This is a genomic window from Mucilaginibacter sp., from assembly GCF_028288105.1.
Classification (GTDB): domain Bacteria; phylum Bacteroidota; class Bacteroidia; order Sphingobacteriales; family Sphingobacteriaceae; genus Mucilaginibacter.
Genome location: NZ_JAQBOI010000058.1, coordinates 26937 through 50034 on the forward strand (window position 1 = coordinate 26937; position 23098 = coordinate 50034).

Here is a 23098-nt window from a genome sequence, read left to right on the forward strand (position 1 = left end):
CAATAATTATTATTTAGGTTGATGGTGGGAACGCAAGGCGCAGGTCGCTTGGTTTTGGTTTTTCGGGAACCTTTACTCCGCGTTTTTTAAGAACCTCAGCATATGCATTCCATGCTACATCATAAACCAGTTCGCCTTTTGCATAGTCAACAATTGCAAATGGGCTTGGTTGGTATTTAGGTGCCGGGCCAAAATCGTTCAGCTGCATCTTGTATTCGTTTGGTGCAGGGATAGACGGGTACATCTGCGAAGCCGAAATTGGCACCGCGCAACCACCTAACGAACCACAGGCATTATCAGACGGTGGGCTGTATGGCGATACCTTATCACCTTTGGCCTGAAGAAAGGTATAGGAAGTAGCTGCTCCGCACCCGCCACCACCTCCGGTCGACTGTACAAAACCGCATCCACCCTCGCCTTTACACTCGTTAGAGCCTTTGCAAGTATGAAATAGCTGTACCTGGGCACAGCTTGCGGGGTCGTGTTTTATCTGTTCATCAAGATTAAGCCCCTGGCAGGCATGATATAAATGCTGGCTGCGATCTAACGGCGCTTCTCCCGGAGGGATTACACCCAAAGCAATATTTGGTATTTTACCGAATATTGCCCAGCAGATGGACATCCTATCGCCCGAACCACCCATGGAAGGGTAAGGGAATGCTGTTTTTGGGTTTTGGAAAAAATCGTTCAATACCCGTGTAACACCAGCGATAGCACCTGTTGAGGTACGGCTGAACAGATCATAATTTTTACCATCCGTATCGTTCAACTTTAAATTGTTAAGTGCCTGGGCAATATCCCCTGATAACGGAAGATTTGGATATCGTTTAGGATCATAACCAACGGTTTCCAGCAATTCTGCGCTCCATTTATTGCCATCGGCATGCCACTGATCCCAGGTATATATTTCTTTGCTGTTAATAAGCTCTAATACATAAGCAAATGTTTCATAATGATCCTTACTTCCAAAAAAGCCCCGTGCTTCAGCCTTGGCAGACTCAACCTGCTGGCCTGTAGCCGAGTACGATGGATACTTGTTACGCAATACCGGGCAGCTTGGCCTAAACTGATCTTTTACCGATGTTAAAGTAAGTTGTGTTTTAAGCATACGGCTTTTGCTTACACGAGCCAATATTTCATTAATTACGCCACCGCCTTCACCCTGATCGGTAATGCCGTTTATCATGTTCAATACATCAAGCAGTGCTTTTTCGCTTTCGGTATGTTCAATACTGGTTGGCATCAGTGGGTATTCATCACTACTTTTTTGTGTGGGGTCTAACCTGCCCGGGTTAAACACTTCTTTCTGCAAGGCTGTTTTTACAGCCTCATTGCTGCCGGCTTTTGTTGAAGCGGCCTTTGCTTTTTCCAATCCTTTTTTGAAAACTATATCCCATAAGGTTGTTCCATCGGCGTATTCAATAGAAAGGTAGTTCCACAATTGCAGGTACATATTACCTATCGAACCAAAATAGGGTAATGGCTCACCTTCTTTCCAATTATTGTAAGGCGCCTTCTCATTATACTTATCCATTTTCGATGGGTCGATAATTTTTTCGGCATCTTTCTCGGTTTGTTCTATGGCCAGAAACAGGTTACACTGTTCAACATCCATAGGCCCCAGCTTTACTTTTATTTTATTATAAGGCGCAACAGTGTCGTTAAAATCTAAAATTGCAGGCAATACGGTTGCGTCAGGCGCGTAGCATTTCCATGCGTAGGTTTTCTCGTCCTGTAAGGGTTCGCAGGTAAATTTAGGGTCGTAACCAACTACCTTAGCAAGGTTTGATATGATCTGCAGGTGAAGCATTTCGGCCACAAACACGCTGAATACAGCATTAAAAGCATTTTCGTTCGCATTTTTTGGATGAGCGGATGCCGCCATGCCCGGCCATGTCCGGCCTTCGTAAAAGTTGCTATCCTTGCTATTGATCTCGTGCATGCCATGCAATGAATACAGCGAGGTCATGTACAAAGGAATGGTAAACAGCTCCACATTCACGGCAGACTGCACAACAGCATGCAGTGCCTTCTCATCAATCTCTTTGTATGATACCGGCCTTTTGGCCAACCGGTTATCATCGGTAAATAAAAGCGTTGTTTTCATGATAAGGTATTAATAGGGTTTAGAGTTTTCAAGTGGTGGTATGATGCCCTGCGACAGGCATTTTAATGCGGCTATTCCGGGTAAAAACAGATATAGACTACCATCGGTGCGGATAAAGCGTTCCATGCCTTCTATTTTTTTGTACTGCGGCGGCGTAGTTTCGCCAGAGAGATAATCAAATTCATTATAGGCCTGCATTGTAGCATTTGGCGGACCAAACAATGGGTCGAACCCGCTACTATTGGGGCTGGCGTCTGTTGTACGGAAACCGTTGCGTATTATCCAGCTTTGCATAATAAACTGAAACTGAGAAGCCAGATTAGCGCAAATAAACAAACCCACCAAGCCGCGTTGTGTGCCCTCATCTTCACCCTCTTTATAATCGGGGCCGTATGCACCAGCGCGGCGCATTATCCTTCTGCTTTCGGCATAGTTTAGTGTGCCGTCCGGGTTGTTTTGGTTACCTGTAACCATATTATCATCACGGGGATTAGTACGCCGTATATGCGACGCGTAAGGGCATAAAGCTCCCAATGCATCGTTTTGCCTTACTCCTTGCTGGTTATCGGTTTGGGTTAGGTAGTTAAAGTTGGTGTAATCAAAATCTTTAAGATTTGGGTTTGGCCCTGTGGGCGAAACCTCCAGCGGTGTACCATCAAACCAACGGCCGCACATTTTGGCAGCAACCAACTCGGGCGCTACACCCGGCGTTTTATTGATAAAGGCATTAAAGGCCTTTACATCCTGGTACAGCAACCGAAAGGCGGCAAAGCTGCCGTTAAGTATCAGCGGATGCGCCCTATAATTGGGTACCTTAATTTTACCATTATTGTACTTTTTGGTGATCACAAAGTTATATGGTGGTACAATAGGCCGGTCATCAATGGTGCTTACACCCAGCCGCAAGCGCTGTGATTCGTTATTCCATGGCACTTTGCTAAGGCGGGGTTGCGAAAAACTATCCTTATATCCAAAGTGAATATAATTTTGACCCGTTAATAGGGGGTTAGAATCTTTCATGAAAGCCAGTGCCAATGCCGGAACTTTATCTTTGACTGGTATAAGGCTCAACAATGTATTATAATAAGCTTCGCGTTCCTCATCGCTTTTGGTGTAGATACTAATTTGTACGTGAAGCTCAGAACCGTCTGCTTTAGGGTCGGTAGGTAATCCCCACCCTCCCGATCTTTTCCACCACTTTGCAGGAGCGCTATCGTCTATATCACCTACTGCACCGGCATTAACAGCCGCGCCGCCATCATACAAACCAAATAACGGGAAACTCTCCGATTTGACAGTGTTGTAATCTGTGGGGTTTATTAGCATTTTAAGGCCAAAACTGGTAATGCCAATATTGAGGCAATACGATGGTTTTACGCCGTTAGGCCATGGGGCGGCCGAAGTTATGGTAAGAGGTGACCCAGTACCAGGCAATAATTTACCCAGAAACTCGCGTGCGCCGGGTATGTTGTTACTATCAATAGTAAAAACCAGGTAGCGTATGTAATCAAAATTATAACCGCGCAGTATCAGACCCTGTATATCATCAAGCTGAAGTTTGGGCGCGTTCGGATCTGCAATATCATTCAGGTATTTACTCATTGTACTTTATTTAAATAAGTTAAATATCCCCGCTTGCGCAGGGATCAGAATGATAATTAGCAGGGTGTTGGCGGCGTTGATTGCTCGTAAGCTATGTCAGCCGGCGGGAATGGCCATATGGTTGGCGCATCAGGATAATTCTGTAATACTTTACCCACGGTTAAACCCGGGAATGTAACTCCAAGTACGTATTTATAGTTGGTGCCTTCAGGCGTTTTTGCAGATGCGGGTATAGTTGGGTCGGCAAAGTTGTAACGCATCAGCAGGCAGTTAAATGCATCCGGGTTTTCGGCCACACCACCATTTTCCCTAATAGAAATTGCAGATGTAGGATCAGATGCAGGAAATATATCAGTTTCATCCATAGCATTTACAATTTGGTCTAACCCCCAGGCAATAACCGGGTTTGTTACAAACGAGCTGATGTATGGTGCAAAGTCGGCATCGTATAACGATTGCACAACAAGCATATCTTTACCCGGCATGGTTTGGAAGCTTGTTACAGGCAATTTAGGTTGCGGAGATGTACCATCAAGTAAGTGGTAAAACATAAAGAAATGTACGCCGGTGGCCGCACGCGGGTCACTGATGTTTTTGATTTCGGTTTGGATGCTTGAAAGTGCTTTTGCTACCACTTCTTTTGGTGTTTTCTTTTTAAGCGGCATAAAAAGAAATAACATGTGTTGCTGTTCGGCAGCAGTAACGCTGGTAATAGGTGAGGCCATTGTGATTTTGGTTAAGGTTGTATTTACCTACTCTGTTAAAGGCTTTTCGGTATCCGCCAATTATGTGATCATTTATAAATCAACACCGCGTTGCACTTATCCTATCCCAAGGTTACAGTTAATTGTAACAATAGATATCGCTCCTTCCCTACTTATCGCGAGCTTTATAGCAACTTCCGTTCGCTGGTTTTACCAAATCTGTAGCTTAAGCTAACCTCATGAGTGGCTGTATTTATACCGCCCAGGTTATTTGATGCCACACCAAACTGGTAGCTGTATCCAACCCTAAATGTATCGGTAGTTATTGATATTATACCCGACGCTCTTTTATCGGTACGGTAACCTGCGCCAACGCCCAGCTGCTCTTTTAAATAAATAGTACCGGTTACATCTGCCAGTAACGGTGACCCGTTAACGTATGATACAAGCGTGGTGGGTTTAAACTTAATATCTTCAGCTAAATTTGCCAGGTATCCCCCGGTAAAATAATAATGGCTTTTTAGGTAATTAGCCTGCTGGACCGATGCTGTTCCCAAACTACGAATAGTAAGCTCGGGTACAGATACACCCAGGTAATATTTATCACTAAAAAACATAACACCAAAGCCAATATTAGGGCTGGTTTCCCTTATATCATCTTTAAACTCCGGGTCGTAATAATCAAGGGTTGAATAGTTACCCACATAGTTACGTACCCCCGCGTTTATGGATACCGCCAGATAATCTTTTTCGGTTAGCTGAATACTTTTTGCAAAAAAGGCATTAACCTCAATTTGTCGCTCTACTGCTATTTGGTCATTCAAAACATACAAACCGGCAGCGCCGCCAATTGATTCTAATGGCAAACTTCCGCTTAATAGTAAGCTGCTTGGCGCACCATCTATCCCCACAAAACGTTTGCGGCCCACAACGTTTATTGAACCAGCTTTATCTAATAAAGAGTACGCCGGGTTTATTGGGGTTAAGTTATCTCCATACTGGCTGTAACTGTATATCTGTTGCTGAGCCATAAGCTTGCTGCCGGTTATCATCAGCAGCAAGCTTAGTATAAGTACAAATTGTTTTTTGTTAGGTATTAATTTAATATCCTTTATTTCTTGCTTCACTATTTCCTTTTCAATTATTGTTTTAGTACTTCAATATGATGTACCCCGTTTTACGTTTCTCTTTACCTGCTTTGTATTCAAGCGAGTAAAAGTAAGTGCCGGGTTTCAATAAAGCACCATTTTTGTTAGAGTGACCATCAAATAAGTTCGAGCTATTTTTACCATAGTCTTTTGTCTCGAATACCAGGGCGCCATTAGCGTTCATAATTGATAGTTTATTACCGCTATAAGCTGAGATACCTTCGATAGACAAGAAGTCGTTTGAACCATCACCATTTGGCGATACGCCCTGATGTACTACTACACCATCGTTATCTGTTGGTTCCATTGGGTTAACGGCTTTATTTGCAAATAATAGTTTACTATCTGTCCTATCAACCATAAAGGTAGACGGCCTGGTAACTGTTATAGTATAGGTTTTGATTGTTATGCCATCCTGTGCTGTTACTACAATGTTAACTGTGGTGGTACCTACGTTTATTGGTATCGGGTTTGAAATTACACCGCTTAATGCTGGCGTACCATTAATTGTCATGGTAGCATTTGCTTCCTTAAGTGTTGGTGTTAGCTTAATGCTTGCTGTGCCCGGGCTTACAGTTGTAGTATACGTTACCTGACTTGACGTATTTTGCTGAATTGCCAATACTGAGCCCGGGAATATACTTATATGCGTTAGGCTGGCAATGTTTGAACCGGCACGGGTTACCGCTATTGTATATGTTTTAGTAGTTACCCCATCCTGTGCTGTTGCTACAACATTAATATTAGTTACACCCACATTTAGTGGTATTGGATCTGAAGCTACACCACTTAAAACTGGTGAACCGTTAACGGTTATGCTACCATTTGCCTCTTTAAGCGTTGGTGTTAGCCTTATACTTGCTATAGCATTACTTACAGAAGTGCTGTATTCTACAAGGCTATTTGTGCTTTGCTGAACGGTAAGTACCGAGGTTGGGGTTACGCTTATAGATGACAGACCAGCAATATTGGAACCGGTACGGTTAATTATCACCCTATAAGTTCGGGTGGTTACGCCATCTTGTGCTTTTACTATTATATCAACAGTAGTGGTACCTGTATTTAGTGCTATAGGATTTGAAGTAACACCACTTAATATTGGCGAACCATTAATGGTCATGGTGGCATTTACTTCTTTAAGCGTTGGTGTTAAGGTTATACTTGTTGTACCTGTACTTACCGAAGTTGTGTACTCTACCAGGCTGGGGGTAGTTTGCTGTATTGCCAATACCGAATTTGGAGATATTGTTAAAGATGCCAGGGTAGCGTTGTTTGACGCAGCACGGGTCACTTTTACTACATACGTTTCAGAAATTGACCTGTCCTGTGCAAATACTTCTATATTAAATATGTTTTCGCCAACATTTAATGAACGCGGCGGCGCATAACCTGTTTCTACCGTGTTTCCATTTATCTTAACTAAACTATATGTACTGGTGGTTACAGGGTTTAATGCTATAGATTCAACAGTATTGGCTACCGAAACAGTGTAGCTATGTCCTGCAGTAGTAAATGCAGGGCTCAATGTACCATTGTTTACGGTAAGGGCCGATAGCGTGGAAATTGTTTCATAAGCGCGAGTTACGGTAAGCGTATAATTTTTGGTGGTTGTACCATCCTGCGCGGTTACTGTTACCGGTATTGGATTCTCACCTGGGTAAACAGGTACTGCTACTGATGTACCCGATGTAGCATTCAAGCCATTTACAGTTATAGTAGCGGTAGCATCTACAACAGTTGGCGTTAGCGTAATACCACTTTGGGTATTTGATACTAACATAGTATAATCAAATGTGTTAGCATCAAATGCAGGGCTTATAGCACCTTCATCAACAGTTAAACTAGCAAGGCTGGCGTTGGTTGATGCCGGATTTACCGTTAAGGTGCCACTTACAAAATTGAAATCATAATTTAAATTTGTTGCATTGGATACATTAATTGGATAGTTGCCAGCAGGTGAGCTGCTATTCGCTGTAGTGCTGATACTCACCGGTGTGGTAAATGAAGACTCATCATCGCTATTCTTAAAGCCGGTAATAGCGTAAGTAAGCGTTGGGATAGCCTGGCCAGCTACTTTTGCTTTGTTATCAGCAGTAATAGTTAACGGTGCCCTGCCAATCTCTAAATAAGCAGGTTGAAAGGTAAGATTGTAATTAGCGCTGTTTATAGCTATGGTGCCCTGGTTTATTGCATGCATGCCGGCAGCCTCTCCTGCATCACGTACCAGTGAACCTGTTATGGCGTCACTACTTAATAACGAACCTGATGTGATATGGTAAGTAAAACCGGGATCAGCATCACCGTATGTTTTGTTAATTACATTTGCAGCTATAGTAACTGGCCTTGTGGTAATAGTAAAATTATTACCAATAAAACTGATGTTGTAATTTCCGCTGTTGGTTACAGATAATGTATTTTGCGAAATTGGATAGGCACCAACTGCACTACCCGACACACGGGTTAATGCGCCCGTAACATTGTCAACCGGAGCAAGTGTCCCGGAAAGGGTATAACCCAACGCAGGTGCAGTATCGCCATACTGCACACTTACAGCATTTGCATTTAATGTGATATTACGTTTGGTAATAGTTATTCTCGCTTCGGTGTAGTTTATCGTATAATTGCTACCCGCCGTAAATAAACCTTGTTTAATAGCATAAGAGCCTATGTTTTCGCCTGCAATTCTCGTCAGCGAGCCAGTAAAGGCATCGCTGCCAACTAATGGACCAGCAGTGTAGGTGAAAACAGGATCGGCATCGCCATAAGTTTTGGTTTTGGCAATTGCTGTTACATTAATAACTTTTTTACCGATAGTTAAGTTTGCTCCTGTAAAGTTTAAAGTATAGTTGCTGTTTAATGCTAATGCTCCCTGGTTAATAGCATAAGCGCCAAGGGTTTCACCCGCTATCCTTGTCAGCGAGCCAGTAAAGGTATCACTGCCAACTAATGGGTCTGCTATGTAGGTGAACACAGGGTCGACATCACCATAGCTTTTGATTCGTGCATTTGCAGTTACATTTACGATTTTTTTACCGATAGTTAAATTTGCTCCGGTAAAGTTTATCGTATAATTACTACCTGCCGTAAATGTACCTTGCTTAATAGCATAAGAGCCTGCGTTGCTGCCTGAAATTCTCGTTAGCGAGCCGGTAAAGGTGTCGCTGCCAACTAATGGGTCAGCAGTGTAGGTCAAAACAGGATCGGCTGCGCCATAAGTTTTGGTTTTGGCAATTGCTGTTACATTAACGGTTTTTTTATCGATAGTTAAGTTTGATCCGGTAAAGTTTAAAGTATAGTTGCTGTTTAAGGCTAACGAGCCCTGGGTAATAGCATACGAACCAAGGGTTTCGCCCGCATTCCGGGTTAACGAGCCTGTAAAGCTGTCGCCGCTTGCCAACGCATCTGCAGTATAAGTTAATGTTGGGTCGCCATCACCATAGGTTTTGGTTTGCGCATTTGCTGTTACGTTAACAGTTTTTGCACCTATAGTTAAGTTGGCGCCGGTAAAGTTTAAAGTATAGTTGCTGTTTAATGCTAACGAGCCCTGGTTAATAGCATGCGAGCCAACCGTTTCGCCCGCATCACGGATTAACGAGCCTGTAAAGCTATCGCCACTTGCTAATGCATCGGTAGTATAAGTTAATGTTGGGTCGCCATCACCATAGGTTTTGGTTTGCGCATTTGCCGTTACATTAACAGTTTTTGCACCTATAGTTAAGTTAGCGCCGGTAATGTTTAAAGTATAGTTGCTGTTTAATGCTAACGAACCCTGTTTAATAGCATGCGAACCAACGGTTTCGCCCGCATCACGGGTTAACGAGCCTGTAAAGCTATCGCCACTTGCTAATGCATCGGCAGTATAAGTTAATGTTGGATCGGCATCACCATAAGTCTTGGTTTGAGCGTTTGCAGTTACATTAACAGTTTTGGTACCAATAGTTAAGTTTGCTCCGGTAAAGTTTAAAGTATAGTTGCTGCTTAATGCTAACGAGCCCTGGTTAATTGCATGTGAACCAACGGTTTCGCCGGCATCACGGGTTAATGAGCCTGTAAAGCTATCGCCGCTTGCTAATGCATCGGCAGTATAAGTTAACGCCGGGTCGGCATCACCATAAGTTTTGGTTTGCGTGTTTGCCGTTACATTAACAGTTTTGGTACCGATAGTTAAGTTGGCGCCGGTAAAGTTTAAAGTATAGTTACTATTTAATGCTAATGAGCCCTGGGTAATAGCATGCGAACCAACTGTTTCGCCCGCATTACGGGTTAATGAGCCTGTAAAACTATCGCCCGAAACTAATGCATCGGCAGTATAAGTAAATGTTGGGTCGGCATCGCCATAGGTTTTGGTTTGTGCGTTTGCTGTTACATTAACAGTTTTTTTACCGATAGTTAAGTTTGCACCGGTAAAGCTTAAGGTATAGTTACTGCTTAAAGCAAGTGTACCCTGACTTATTGCATATGTGCCAAAGCCTTCGCCTGTAGCCCGCGTCAATGCGCCGCTAAATGCATCCCCGCTTACTAACGCTGTGCTTGTGCCATAGGTTAGCGTTGGGTCGGTATTGCCATAGGTTTTAGTTTGTGCGTTAGCAGTAACAGTAATAGGTTTAGCGGTAATGGTAAAGTCTACAGGCTCTACTGTGATATCATAATTATTAGTTACGATAGTACTATTTGAGACATTAACTACAATTTTTCCACCCAAATTCACGGCGTATGTACCCACACCCTCACCGGCAATACGGCCAAATTGGCCACTTGTACCATCGCTGGATGCTATAGAACCGGCAGTTAGCGAAAACGCGTTTCTGAATGGTTCTGTATTACCGTAAACCTTTGTAAGGCTTGCGGGTTTCATTGTAATTGGCCTTTTGTTAATGGTTAAGTTAGCACCAACAAATGTTAAGTTGTAATTGGCACTTAAAGCTAATGTGCCCTGTGTAATTGCATAATCGCCTATGTTTACACCGGCATTAGTCCTGGTTAGGGCACCGGTGAATGTATCACCAGATACAAGTGCGCCGGTGGTTACCGAATAAGTGAAAGTTGGATCGTTATCGCCATAAATTTTAGTTTGTGCATTTGCAGTAGCAGTTATAGCAGCTTTGCTCACGCTTAAAGCTTGTACCACATTACTTGCTGGTGAAGTATTAACATCTCCCGCTTGAGAAGCTGTGATATTAGCTGTACCTGCACCTACAATATGGATATTACCACTTACAATGGTTGCAACAGCGGTGTTATCGCTGCTGTAGCTAACGGTTAGGCCGCTGCTTGCAGTTGCGCCAGGCGAAAAATCAGCATTGCCATAGGTTTTGGCGGGCAACGCGTTAAATGTTATACTTTGCGGATTTGTTGCCCTGGTTACAGTTACAGTATATGTTTTGGTAGTAGAACCATCTTGTGCAGTTACCACAGTTGTTATAATATTATTACCAACATTTAAACTGATATTACCAGATGCTGAACCTGAATTAACCGCTACATTATTTACTTTAATACTTGCATTTGCATTGTTTTTGGTTGGTGTAACCGTAATAGTTGAATTAGCATTTGCTACCGATGCGGTATAAGTAATTGTACCTGCAGAAAACGACGGCGTTAATGTACCCGCGCTTATTGATAGGCCCGAAAGGTTTGCATCATTTGAAAGTGTCGTGAAAGTTGTTAACGCACCGTACACTGTACCCGCACCACTGGTGGCATACGCTTTCACATAATAAGTTGTTGAAGAACTAAGACCGGTTATGCTTGCTGAAAATGCACCGGTACCGGTACCATTTGCCGCTTGTGTAACTCCACTTCCCCCTATTACAGGTGATGTATTGCTGCTGCTATATATAACACCGCGTGCCGTTACGGCACTTTCGCTACGTGTTACAGTACCGCCTAAGGTAGCCGATGTTGATGATATGCTGGCTGTTGATGCAGCAGTTACAACCGCACTTGCAGGCACATTCATGGATGTTACTACCCTTGCAGAAGTATATGAGCTTAACGAAATTATACTTACAACATTACCAGAACTAAGATCAACAGTTTTAATGGCCTTATTGGCAGTTGCACCTTCATAAATAAATGCGCGGTTATTACCTGCATCTAATGCGAACAATACAGGCGAACCCGTGATACCACTTTTTATAACTGTTGTATTTGTGCCATCGGGTTTAACTTTGGTTAATGCATCTGTAACGGCAACATTAAGAGCGATATCATCAGATGTTAAATAATACAAAAAATCTGTAGTGGCATCATAAGCTATTTCTTTGACTGTCCCGGTATTTACAGTTGCAGACTGGGTTATTGTACCAGAACTTAGACTAACTGTTTTAATACCGCGTTGAGCAGCTATTGATTCATAAACAAATGCTCGGTTATTAGCAACATCAAGAGCCAGGTATAATGGAGAAGGTGTAAACGAGGAGGCAATTACTGTTTGGTTGGTACCATCAGACTTAACACGTACAAGCGCATCTGTAGCAGCTGTACTAAGCGCCGATCCATCGGTGGTTAGGTAATAAATATAATCGTTTATCGGGTCGTACTTTAAGGCATTTACGTTATTAATACCCGCCAATACCGCAAAACTTGTAATAACTGCGCCTGTGCTGGCGTTTAGTACCTTAATTGACCTGTTTGCCGCAATAGCCTCATATACAAAGATCCGGTTATTAGCCAGATCTAATGCCGAATAAGTGGGCGATACTGCAATACTACTTACTACTGTTGTATTTGAAGACCCGTCGTAGTTAGCACGCAATAACGCGTCTTCAGTGTCAGCTGCACTAACGCTGCCTGCGGTTGTAACGTAGTACACCTGCGCCTGGCTTTGTCCACTTATGGTTAGCAGCACCAAAACAAACAAAGCCGCTAAGAAGGATCTGATGTCCTTTGCCAGCAAGTTTTTCAATTGAGGTAAAAGTTTTTTCATGATAAGGTATTAAGGTTATATTTTACCGGCAATGCCGTTATAGTTTACTTATGAATGTCTGCCCTGTTTTTAAACCATAAAAACCTGCATGCCGGGCCGGGATACAAGTATTATTTATGTTGAAAAAGTTAATGTTTAGTGCTTTGCTATTTATGCAGGCTACATTGAACTTGTTATTTGCTATGTTGATTATGCCGGGTGTATTATTTGCTTTTTCTAAAGCTATTTCGGCATCTAATATTTTTAATTCGCAACCGTTTATTAAAGTGCTTACACCGTTATTCCATGATGTGCACGCTTTTATCAGGTCAAGTATTTCTTTCGCTTCCATCTTTTCCCAGTTCACCATTACATCGGCCAGTTGGGGCCTGTTGTAATATTTGGCTTGGGTTTCGCCTTGCGTTTTTGCATTTAATGGCTGCTTTCTACTCAACTTATCAAGTATCTCAAACACTCCCTTAACCTGCAATTCGCTAAACGCCTGGTTTATATAGTTGTATGTATGGTATTCTTCGTTCTTAATACTCTGCTCCCAAATAACCGCTCCACTATCCAGCTTATTACTTAGCTGGTGTATGGCTAAGCCCAATTGTGCTTCTCCGTTTTTTAACTGCCAAAAAACCGGCGATGGTCCTCTGTATTGCGGTAGTTTACCAAAGTGTATGTTATATATTCCTTTTGGCACACCGCTTAACTCTTCAACAGCAACTTTATGGTTATAACCGGTAAAAAATATTACATCCGGTTCGTGCAGTTGCTGCCAGTTGTAAAGTTCATTCTTATTATCTTCTGCATGGAACTGTATATTATTCGCTCTGCAAAAGCCGGCTAAATCATTTACACTGATATCAGTATGGGCAGACTTACCAAAGTATAACATAACCCCTGCTTTGTTACTGCTTAGGTACGAAAGCAGGGGTATGCATATTTTCGAATTTGATACTATACCAATTTTCATCGATACTTATCAAAAATCAATTGGATTGTGATCATTAATTATTACGGTCTTGATGGGTATATACCCTGCCAGGCTATAATAAAATTCATGGCCAAAATAGGCTGTACAATATTAAACGGCTGGCTTCCACCAGTTGGCGTAAGTGCTGCTGGATTTAATGTTGAACCTGCCGTAGCAGTAGCCGAATAAAATGGTAATGCGTCACCTGTTTCGGGATTAGCATTAAAACCTAAAAATCCATTTGTTGCTAAGCCCTGGCTTGGGGCTACACTGTTAATATTAACAGTATGCGTGTGCGCAGGCATTTGCAGTGCGGTTATGGGAGCACTTTCTACACCGGCAGTTTGCCCAACTTCGTAACGTGACACATTTATTCCTTGTCCGTTACCTGAGTGTACCGGCGCACGGCCTCTAAGGTCTGGTACTTTAAAGGTTTGCACGCCATCGCCGCCGTAATTTGTTCCTAACAACGAGAACAATGCTGCGTACTGTGAAATAGGAAGGGTTGAGCCATCACAAAAAAACCAGCCATTCGGTGCAAAGGTGCCTGCGAAAATTCTAACTTCTCCAAGAATCGGATCCATAATAGTGATAAGGTTTAGGGTTAAAAGTTTTTGTTAAATATTTAGTAAATATATATCAATTTAGGTTGCATGCAATAAATTATTAATTATAACGTTAAGGGACACCCTCACAGAATAATATTCTTTCTCCCCTTATCTCCCCTTAAAAATTCGCTTAACAAAACTCTATTAAATTTTACAAATAGTATAGGGTGAAAACAGCTTTTTTTACTGCTTGTTTAAGTGAAAAAAAGGCAAGGCATTAATTTGCTTATCTGTATATAAATAGTGACTTTCGGTAAACTTAAATCCGAAACTATATGTCACTCAAAAAATCCTTATTGTATGTAGCTGTTGCCGCAATGGCGTTTACTGCCTGCCAAAACCAACATGCCGACCTAACTACTGCAGCCCCAGGCTTTAATTATGATAGCTTAAGTTATAAAATGGCTAAAGCCTATGTAAAAAACTATGAAAAACATGCCGGAACTGTAGATTCCAGCTATGATGAAAAAGGAGCAAATAAAATAAAAAAGAGGCCAAACACACGTTGCGTATGGTTCAGCGCTGACAGGTTAGAGTTCCTGCTCACCAAAATTAAAAGCGAAGGTGGTGATGGTATCCGTTTTTACCTTGCAAGTTATGACAGTATTTATCCGAAAACAATTGGCGGCCTTACTCCTCCACGTCCTTATTGGGGATATAACACCTTAGTAATGGTATCTACCAAAGACAGTACAAACAAGGTTAACCAAAAATTTCACCGAGATTATTATACAAGCCAAACAGGTAACACTGCTAATAAACCATTGAAAGGCTTTATAGTAGGCGGTACACCAGAAAATCGCGGAGAACTTTGCCCACCGCCAGTAAATTGCGGTGCTACAGGCGCAACCCTTCTTCCCTAATAAACAACTATGATATTTATTACAGTTAACACAGTATCAGAGTTATTATGCCTCCTGGCCGCAATTTTTTTCTTATACAAGGAAAAAACAACGGCCTGGAGGCTGTTTATTCCGTTTTTATTATTAACCTGTACTGTTGAAATAGCAGGTATATACATACGCGAGTTTGTACATACTTCAAACTATGCCTTATATAATGTATATGTATTGTTTGAGTGTGGCTTTACCAGCTATTTCTTTTTTTACCTGTATAAAGCCTATCACTATAAACCAATATGGCTGTTTACCTGGCTGGGCCTGTTCGCGGTTATGTATATTACAGATTTACTACACCATAATTTTAGCCAGTTTGTATCAACAACAGCATCGGTAATGTCGGTAGTGTTTGTATTAGCAAGCCTGTATTTTTACTACCTTAAACTAAAGGACGAGCATTTTGAACCCTTGATATTTTCGGCCCCGTTCTGGTGGGTTAGCGGTACATTGTTCTTTTATTTTGGAAGCACTGCCTGTAATAACTTTTTAGATTATCTGTCCGCGTATGAAAGAATCACCTTTAGCCGGTCTATCAGGTATATAATTTACAATATTTTAGATATTATCATGTACATTTTCTGGTCATACGCTTTCATATGCAGATATCGTCAAAAGAGGTCATCTCCCTCATTGGGTTAACATCCATTATATTCTTAATTGCGCCTTTGTTCCTTATTCTGTATGTATTATCATATAACCGCAGAAAAAAGAAACACCAGGAGGAAACTGTTATGATGCAACAGAATTTTGAGAACGAACTGCTTAAAACCCAGATGGAGGTACAAGAACAAACCTTAAAAACGGTTGCCTACGATTTGCACGATAATATTGGCCAGTTGCTTAGCCTTACCACTATCACCTTAAGTTCTATCAATATTAATGACAACCAAAACACGGCAGAAAAAATAGCTTTAGTGGAAGCCCTTACCTTAAGATCTATAAAAGAGGTAAAGGCGTTATCGCGCCTGCTGCATGGTGAAGAAATTGTAAGCCGGGGTTTAAAAGCCGCTATTGAATTTGAACTGGAGTGGTTAAAGCGACTGGATAGGTTTGAAGTGACATTTGAGCACAATAATGTTTTTTTTACTGGTGATGGTGCTAAAGAAACCATACTTTTTCGGCTGTTTCAAGAGATCATTAATAACATTATTCAACATGCTAAAGCAACCAAAATACTTATTAAGTTAGAAGTAATTGAAGATAACTTCTGGTTAACTATACGCGATAATGGTGTTGGGTTTGATGTAGATGAGATATTAAAGCGAAAAGCAGGCATGGGCCTGCATAACATTGTAAAACGAAGCACCATGATAAATGGCTCAGCTTCTATAATTTCTATCCCTTTGAATGGGGCAACAATAACTATAAACGTACCGTACAAATAACAATGCAAACCGATAAAGTAAATATTGCCATAGTAGACGACCATACGCTCTTCCGCCAGGGACTTGCACATTTGTTAACCGAATCTAACGAGATAAATGTTTTGTTTGATGCCGATAACGGTGCAGATATGATCAGAAAGCTACCCACCTATCCCCTGCCCGATGTTATACTAATGGATATAACTATGCCAATTATGAACGGCTACGAAACCACAAAATGGCTCAAAGCAAATTATCCGGAAATAAACGTACTGGCTTTAAGTATGTTTGAAGAAGACAAGCCCATTATTGGCATGCTAAAAAGCGGCGCTGGCGGTTATATGCTAAAACAATCAAAAGCCGCCGATCTGGTAAGCGCTATTAAAGGAATTTCTGCTCAGTCCTTTTACATCAATGAATTGGTATCGGGCAAGTTATTGCGTAATATTCAAAACAATCAGCCTGTAAAAAATGCCCCCATAGGTTTAAGCCCTAACGAGCTAAAATTTTTGGAGTTGTGCTGCTCTGACCTTACCTACAAGCAAATAGCCGATATGATGAACCTTAGTCCGCATACTATTGATAACTACCGCGAGGCCCTGTTCCAGAAGTTTGAGGTAAAATCAAGAACAGGCCTGGTTATATCCGCCCTAAAGAACGAACTTATAAAAATCTGATAACAGTGTAATTATAATGTAGTAGTTTTTGCTGCCGTTTTTTTAACAACTGGTTCGGCTACCGTTTTAGTTTTGGCCGGGATGGCTTTAGGTGTTTCCAAAGCTTTTGGCTCATCAACTTTAACTAAAGCGGCTGCATTTACTTTAATGTCTTTAGCAAACTTTTTGGCCAGTTTCTTCCCCTCTTTCTGTATTTGCTTGTCTAATTTTTTTGATCCTACACCAAATCTGGCCGTAATGTCTTTTAGCTGTGCAACAAGGCTTAACTGTATTGCTTTTTGCGCGGTTTTCCTTGCTTCTTTAACAAGCGGTTTAAGTTTATTTTTCATGTATTTATGTGGTGATATTTGCAAAAGTATGCCATTGCAATGTTAATCCAATATTATCATTATGTTAAGTATACCTAAACAGCTTAACATTGCATGTTATAACAAGTTTTTATCCTTACCCTTTTGTTGCTGGTTATAGATGCAGCAATTTATAACGAAACTAATTTACAATAATAAATTTATAACAGTGTTAGTGTTAGTAAGCAGATAAGTTAAATTGAACCCAATAGATATCGTCCTGGCCATTGCCGGGCTCACTTAACAGGCTATTCAGTTCGGCATAGGTAACAGCTTTTTCATTATACCATTCTTTGCGCAAGCGATTGCTGGTAAATATTAAATATTTTTTATCCGGGGTAACGTAAGGGCAATAATCAAGCGATGTACTGTTAATTGTGCCCGGCAAGTGCTGTACCGGCAGCCAGTTATTTGTTTTATCCTTTTTACTAATGTAAATATCGCCTTTACCTTTATCATCAGCACGCCCGTCTGATGTGAACAATATAAACTGCTCATCCGGGTCTACAAATGCGTTAAATTCGCCATGCGAGGTATTAACACCATGGGGTAGGCTTATCGGCGCCAGGTAACCCGATGCAGCGTATGAACATACCACTATATCTTCCCCGCCCTTTCCATAAGGTGCTTCAACAGTAAAGTAAAGGTTACCACTTTTAGCAACGCTGGGGTAAAATTCGTTTTTGGCTGTATTAACGTTTGCACCTAAATTTTCGGGCTTACCCCAAATGCCATCGGCTGTTTTAGATACTTTCCAGATATCAAAATCGCGTTTTGGCTGATTGCCTGTAAGCGGCCTGTCTGACGAAAAGAACACGGTCTTTCCATTCGGTGAAAAGCTGGCTTCCAAATCCCTGAAAACGCCGGAGAATGGCGCAACTTCCGGCTTACCCCACTTGCCATTTACTTTAGTTAACCTGATAATTACGCTTACAATAAATTTAGGGTGTTGTATAGTATAAAATAACTCATCACCTGTGGGCGAGATTGTAAAATCGCGGTTAGCCAAACCTGTGGAAATAATATCCCTTGCAAATAGTCGCAGTGTATCTGCAGGCAAATTATTATCCGGATATGTTATTTGTGCAACAGCCAAATGGCTACAAATTATTATACCAAATACAAGTAAAATAACCTTTTTCATACAACAGTTTATTTCCACTTACAATATAAGTTAAAACATTACTGTTACATATACATACGATCAATAATTTATTTAGATGGATAGAAAGTTATTGTTTCCCCCGCATGAGTTTTTAAGATGAGGTTACCGGCAACTATTTTACGCTTAATGTGGTTGATTTCTGCGTAACCTTTATTCCAGGGGATAATTACCGACAGATCCTGCCCTTTTTCGCTTTTTATGGTTACCTGCTTAATAATCCCCTTTTCCAATCTTGCAGAAACAAGAAAAGCACCTGCAGCACGCAGGCTGGTAAATTGGGCATCTTTTGATAATGGCCAGTTAGGGAATAATCTGATAGTGCCATTATAGCTCTGCATCAGGCATTCATTTATTACTGCCGGCAAAGCAAAATTCTCAAACCAAATACCCATTTTAGACATATATTTAAAATCGGAGTTATCATCATAACGCCCGAAAGTTTGCATTATCATATCGGTAGCGGTACCGTTTGGCAGCAAGGAATATTTTATATGGCGTTTAAATTGTTCCAGATCAAGCATTCCTATCCGGGCGGCCTGCAGGTTTATAAAAACCAGATCATTACCACCCTCGTTTTGTTGATTTAGGTAAGTATTTTTTAGTTGATTGACCGTCTTTATATTTGAATGCAATCCAAAATCCTCACCCGGAAAAGCCGGGGCTAAAGCATTGGGCACATTATACACCACTTTATCATGTTCGCCCGGTACCGAAACATATATTTCACCATATTTTACCGATTTTGCGGTTGGATAATCGGGATAGTTGGATAATATATGGGCAATATCGTTCAATAAAGCCTGTTCCTGGCCGGTAGTTTTCAGTATTTTGGCAGCTTTTTCAAATGCTTTAAAAATAAATTTGGTAAGGCTCAAATCCATTACACAATCGTAATTGTATTTGAAGCCGGGCCTTAAACCATACAGCTCTGGCGGTACGGTTGGGAATATGTGATATTTATTATCAGACCACCTTTCGCCGCCATGTGCATCGGGCCTTTTCATGTAAGCTGTTAAAAATTGTACTGCGGCTTTAATTGGCTCATAGGCCCTGTCGCGCAAAAACGTTTCATCACCCGAATACAGGTAGTGCCACCATAAACCTTGCACGGCCCATGGTGTTTCGCTTATTTCCCAGCCCCAATCCGGAACCGGGTATGGGTTCATGGTCATGTTTACCGGGTAAGCCGAATGCGGAAAGTAGGCACCGGGCAAATTGTAATAAGTTTTGGCCCAGTTACGGCTTACAGGCATTAAACGTTCTATCAGGTTTACATAGGGCAGATTCTTTTCCAAATGATTACTGGAAAAGGTCATCCAGAAAGGCTGCTGCGTATTATAATTCATGTGGTAATCGCCGTGCCAGGCAGTACCTATATTATTGTAGCTCCAGTTAGCGAATAAGCCGGGACAGGTTACTCCATCTTTTGCTGCACAATTAAAAAAGTATAGGTTGCGATACCAAATCTGTTCTAAAAAATTATCACCAAGCTTAACTGCCGATTTACTCCAATATGTTTCCCATACAGATGTACTTTGGGCCAAAGCTTTATTAAAACCATCAAATGTTAATTTTTCTTCGGGTGGCACATTTTGAGGCACTACTGATGACATGCCTTCCCGTAATGTAATTGTTGCAAAAAAGCCTTTGTTATTAGTTATGGCGGCCTCCAGGTCTGGCATTTGTTCGGTATTACCGCTCCAGTTCATCCGGGGTTCCTTACCAAGTGATGTGTTTGCCGTAAATGTTAAGCTGAATGCTTTGTCGTTCGCGTTTCCTTTCTCGCGGTTATACTGTTCCGGTTCAAGTGCGGGTAAAACTTGCCTGAAGCTTAATATACCATTGGGCAAATTTTCATCTACCTGATATTTTGGAAAATCAGCAGGTGTTGAAGGATCAGGCATGACCTTTACCCTGTTAAATATATTGGGATAAGCCTTGCCGTTTGCATCAGTCAGTTCCATCTGCAATTTATCCTGCTGCATCTCTGTAAAGAGCTTCAGGAATACTTCCTGTTTATCTGCCGTAAGCAGTTTAACAGTACATAAACCATTGGAGATATCAAGCGTATGCCCTATAAGCTGCACATCCCGCCTATCGAAACCAAGTACTACAGAACCACATGGAAACGGCCTTGGATAAGGTTTGCTGTAGTTATCGCTTGTTAATTTGTTATACTGATTATACCAGGTATCATCAGTAAGATTATTAAGCGTAGAAGGCAGTGCCTTTACTTTATTAAAAACCGAGTCAAACGTACCAATTTCGTCGCGGTGTTTCTCGGATATACGAATATCCCAAACATTATTATGGCCAAAATATAATACTATGGCATCTGGCCGGGTAGTAACCACAACGCCCATGCCCCCATTGCCGAGCAGAGCTCCCTCAAAAAAGTCTGCCGCAGGCTTATCAATTGTAAGGCTGTGCTTTTTAGCTTGCTGAGCAGCTATATTTTGGCCGTAAGCCGTTGTATAAATACTTATCTGTAATAAAAGATAAATTATGTAACGACCTACCGCCTTAACCATACTCTTATTTTTTCAGCGTGAATTTGTACAATACGGCGTCTGCCCCATTCAATTTAAACTGCAGGCTACCTTTAGTATCTATCGCGTTATCCTGCAATATTTCTTTTGTGCCTATCACTTTAGAAAGGTCTATCCCCAGGCGTTGCGCTGATATATCGAAAATTTTGCTGTCTTTTCCATAATTAACCACAGCCATATAAAAGCTATTGCCTATTTTTTGGGTGAATATTTCGGATGCACCTGTACCCGTATTGCCTTCAACCGGGCGGAACGCCTTGCCATTTTTTACCAGTTTAATCAATTCAGCATCCTGGTAATATTTTTTAACACGAGCAGTCCATTGGCCGTTTACTGTAAAATCATCACCAGAAAGCCACGTACCTGTAACCAATGCCGATAACATACGCGCACGGTTTGCCCCTATTGTTTCATCGTTAAAAACAACATGGTCAGCATCAATAAAGTTATATAAGTTAGACTGCCACCAGCCATAGCTTACGCTGTTTAGCGTGTATTGTGTGTGCTCTATTGTTTTAAAGGCATCGCAGGCAATACGTCTCATATGTACATACCTGCCTGTTGCCATACTGGGCGATATAGCTGCATATATCAACATTTGATTACCAAGCTGGTCTATCAGATACTCCATACCTTTTCGATAAGCCTGCATCCCGGTAGTAACTGTTGGGTCATAGAATTTATTAGCCTCGACAGAGGCATGGCCTAAGAAGTCTATCTTGATCATTTTAAAACCACAGGCTTTAAGTTTACCTATTATGTAAGCAACACGTTTTTGCGTGCCGGGGTGCGTTGGGTCTATAGCCCTTGCACCATCAATATCGTTATAGCCATCGCCTATTTTTGTCCATAAGTCGCCAAAGGTATAATCACTACCCTCTGCTTTTCTGCCGGGGCCGCCGCCGTGGCCCCAATCAGTAAATGGCGCCCAGTAAACACCGGGCTCTAATCTTTTTGATTTACAATAATCAGCAAACTGCTTTAGTTGAGTGTAATCGCCATGTGAAACCAATTTGTCCCAATACGAATCCAGGTCGATATACGCGGTATTACCTGTACGGAATGCAGGGATACTGTCTGCAAAGAAATTGGCTGTCTTAATAGCCTTATCGTAGGTGATTTTTTCCTGTATAACACCCCAGCTGTTCCATCCTATCGGGGTAGGTTTATCCCAGTTAAACACATAAGGTGGCTCGGCAATACGATTAGCACTGCCATATTCTTCCATGCCAGTGCGCCAATCGTTAAAGTAACCTACAAATATTTTTGGCGATGTAATGGTATTGCCGCTGATAGTACCATGTGCAATCTTATCGCGGGTTACTGCTTCTGCTGTGTAACCGCCCCAAACCTTAATTTGGTTTGATGGCTGTGCCGCTTCCATATCCACACCAGTTTTCCAAACCTCGTGTTCTACCGAACCGGCTACTATACCTGCTCTGGTCTGGTTTGAAAAAACTGTGCCTACTTCCGAACTTATGCCGTTATTATTAGAAAATGGCTTTGAATTATAACTGATAAAAGTATCATTATCAAAAGGCACAAACAGCGTACGCACGTCATCGCCTTTTACAGTACCGAACTGCCCGTTAACCGGCGACATGTAATTAGTTTTAAGTGATGTACCGGTGAAGGATATCTCTGTTAAAAAATAGTTTTTGCCTGGGTAGGTATAAAACACCTGCTTCATTTGCGGCAGGCCTTTGGCCGTTAATACTATAGTATGTTTAAAGCCCTTGCCAAAACCATTTTGTATGGGCAGTTTAGTATACTTTCTTACCTGATAATTTTTTGAGCTGATGGTATCGGCATTAACCTTAGCAATCGAATAAATATTAGAGAAAATGCCATAACCGTTTTGATACACATTGAATGTACCGGTTTTTAGGTTATAGTTTATTTTGCCATCGTTCCCAAAAGGGATCACCACTTCAATCTTTTCAGGCGGCTTGATAGCAGCATCTGCTTTAATAAAAACAAGGGAAAATAGAAGGCAGATAAAGCACCGGGTATAAATTTTAAACATAATGTATAGTTTATAT

Annotated in this window: 15 protein-coding genes; 4 read left to right on the forward strand and 11 right to left on the reverse strand. The window is 41.5% G+C overall.

Features of this window, described 5'->3' with window-relative positions:
- Positions 1-13: 13 nt before the first annotated feature.
- The 7 genes from JWQ85_RS04155 to JWQ85_RS04185 form a co-directional block, all read right to left on the reverse strand.
- The gene (locus tag JWQ85_RS04155; RefSeq protein WP_299464379.1) at positions 14-2107 is read right to left on the reverse strand and encodes a ferritin-like domain-containing protein; all 2094 of its coding nucleotides are present in this window, start codon (positions 2105-2107) and stop codon (positions 14-16) included.
- Between the two features lie 9 nt (positions 2108-2116).
- Complete coding sequence (locus JWQ85_RS04160; protein WP_299464382.1) at positions 2117-3709, reverse strand: hypothetical protein; 1593 nt, start codon at positions 3707-3709, stop codon at positions 2117-2119.
- A 56-nt stretch (positions 3710-3765) separates the two neighbouring features.
- Positions 3766-4434, reverse strand: coding sequence for a hypothetical protein (locus JWQ85_RS04165; RefSeq protein ID WP_299464384.1), 669 nt, complete (start codon positions 4432-4434; stop codon positions 3766-3768).
- A gap of 164 nt (positions 4435-4598) precedes the next feature.
- Complete coding sequence (locus tag JWQ85_RS04170) at positions 4599-5540, reverse strand: PorP/SprF family type IX secretion system membrane protein (RefSeq protein ID WP_299464387.1); 942 nt, start codon at positions 5538-5540, stop codon at positions 4599-4601.
- Positions 5541-5562: 22 nt separating this feature from the next.
- On the reverse strand, positions 5563-12489 hold the full coding sequence (locus JWQ85_RS04175; protein WP_299464390.1) for an MBG domain-containing protein: 6927 nt from the start codon (positions 12487-12489) through the stop codon (positions 5563-5565).
- 37 nt (positions 12490-12526) lie between these two features.
- The gene (locus JWQ85_RS04180) at positions 12527-13447 is read right to left on the reverse strand and encodes a formyltransferase family protein (protein WP_299464393.1); all 921 of its coding nucleotides are present in this window, start codon (positions 13445-13447) and stop codon (positions 12527-12529) included.
- Between the two features lie 41 nt (positions 13448-13488).
- Positions 13489-14031, reverse strand: a complete 543-nt coding sequence (locus JWQ85_RS04185; protein WP_299464396.1) for a phage tail protein — start codon at positions 14029-14031, stop codon at positions 13489-13491.
- 299 nt (positions 14032-14330) lie between these two features.
- Here JWQ85_RS04185 and JWQ85_RS04190 point away from each other — a divergent pair, with 299 nt between their 5' ends.
- Genes JWQ85_RS04190 through JWQ85_RS04205 form a run of 4 tightly spaced genes read left to right on the forward strand, consistent with a single transcriptional unit; the run spans position 14331 to position 16995 of the window.
- On the forward strand, positions 14331-14918 hold the full coding sequence (locus JWQ85_RS04190) for a hypothetical protein (protein WP_299464399.1): 588 nt from the start codon (positions 14331-14333) through the stop codon (positions 14916-14918).
- Positions 14919-14927: 9 nt separating this feature from the next.
- Entirely contained in the window at positions 14928-15593 is a 666-nt protein-coding gene (locus tag JWQ85_RS04195; RefSeq protein ID WP_299464402.1) for a hypothetical protein, read from the forward strand.
- Positions 15551-16339, forward strand: coding sequence for an ATP-binding protein (locus JWQ85_RS04200; protein ID WP_299464405.1), 789 nt, complete (start codon positions 15551-15553; stop codon positions 16337-16339). Before JWQ85_RS04195 ends, JWQ85_RS04200 begins: the two co-directional genes overlap by 43 nt.
- Before the next feature lie 2 nt (positions 16340-16341).
- Positions 16342-16995: a response regulator transcription factor gene (locus tag JWQ85_RS04205; RefSeq protein ID WP_299464408.1), complete on the forward strand. Its 654-nt coding sequence runs from the start codon at positions 16342-16344 to the stop codon at positions 16993-16995.
- Between the two features lie 11 nt (positions 16996-17006).
- Here the strand turns inward: JWQ85_RS04205 and JWQ85_RS04210 are convergent, their stop codons facing one another.
- The 4 genes from JWQ85_RS04210 to JWQ85_RS04225 form a co-directional block, all read right to left on the reverse strand.
- The gene (locus JWQ85_RS04210) at positions 17007-17324 is read right to left on the reverse strand and encodes a hypothetical protein (RefSeq protein ID WP_299464411.1); all 318 of its coding nucleotides are present in this window, start codon (positions 17322-17324) and stop codon (positions 17007-17009) included.
- A 196-nt stretch (positions 17325-17520) separates the two neighbouring features.
- On the reverse strand, positions 17521-18486 hold the full coding sequence (locus JWQ85_RS04215) for a hypothetical protein (protein ID WP_299464414.1): 966 nt from the start codon (positions 18484-18486) through the stop codon (positions 17521-17523).
- A 68-nt stretch (positions 18487-18554) separates the two neighbouring features.
- Positions 18555-21038 carry a glycoside hydrolase N-terminal domain-containing protein gene (locus JWQ85_RS04220; RefSeq protein ID WP_299464417.1) on the reverse strand — a complete coding sequence of 828 codons (2484 nt, stop codon included), beginning with the start codon at positions 21036-21038 and terminating at the stop codon, positions 18555-18557.
- A 4-nt stretch (positions 21039-21042) separates the two neighbouring features.
- On the reverse strand, positions 21043-23082 hold the full coding sequence (locus tag JWQ85_RS04225) for an alpha-galactosidase (RefSeq protein WP_299464420.1): 2040 nt from the start codon (positions 23080-23082) through the stop codon (positions 21043-21045).
- Positions 23083-23098 lie beyond the last annotated feature (16 nt).

Coding starts and splice junctions, on each gene's coding strand:
- JWQ85_RS04180 (WP_299464393.1), bottom strand. CDS start 13,447: ATGAAAATTGGTATAGTATCAAATTCGAAAATATGCATACCCCTGCTT.
- JWQ85_RS04215 (WP_299464414.1), bottom strand. CDS start 18,486: ATGAAAAAGGTTATTTTACTTGTATTTGGTATAATAATTTGTAGCCAT.
- JWQ85_RS04205 (WP_299464408.1), top strand. CDS start 16,342: ATGCAAACCGATAAAGTAAATATTGCCATAGTAGACGACCATACGCTC.
- JWQ85_RS04225 (WP_299464420.1), bottom strand. CDS start 23,082: ATGTTTAAAATTTATACCCGGTGCTTTATCTGCCTTCTATTTTCCCTT.
- JWQ85_RS04155 (WP_299464379.1), bottom strand. CDS start 2,107: ATGAAAACAACGCTTTTATTTACCGATGATAACCGGTTGGCCAAAAGG.
- JWQ85_RS04220 (WP_299464417.1), bottom strand. CDS start 21,038: ATGGTTAAGGCGGTAGGTCGTTACATAATTTATCTTTTATTACAGATA.
- JWQ85_RS04210 (WP_299464411.1), bottom strand. CDS start 17,324: ATGAAAAATAAACTTAAACCGCTTGTTAAAGAAGCAAGGAAAACCGCG.
- JWQ85_RS04195 (WP_299464402.1), top strand. CDS start 14,928: ATGATATTTATTACAGTTAACACAGTATCAGAGTTATTATGCCTCCTG.
- JWQ85_RS04160 (WP_299464382.1), bottom strand. CDS start 3,709: ATGAGTAAATACCTGAATGATATTGCAGATCCGAACGCGCCCAAACTT.
- JWQ85_RS04175 (WP_299464390.1), bottom strand. CDS start 12,489: ATGAAAAAACTTTTACCTCAATTGAAAAACTTGCTGGCAAAGGACATC.
- JWQ85_RS04185 (WP_299464396.1), bottom strand. CDS start 14,031: ATGGATCCGATTCTTGGAGAAGTTAGAATTTTCGCAGGCACCTTTGCA.
- JWQ85_RS04190 (WP_299464399.1), top strand. CDS start 14,331: ATGTCACTCAAAAAATCCTTATTGTATGTAGCTGTTGCCGCAATGGCG.
- JWQ85_RS04200 (WP_299464405.1), top strand. CDS start 15,551: ATGCAGATATCGTCAAAAGAGGTCATCTCCCTCATTGGGTTAACATCC.
- JWQ85_RS04165 (WP_299464384.1), bottom strand. CDS start 4,434: ATGGCCTCACCTATTACCAGCGTTACTGCTGCCGAACAGCAACACATG.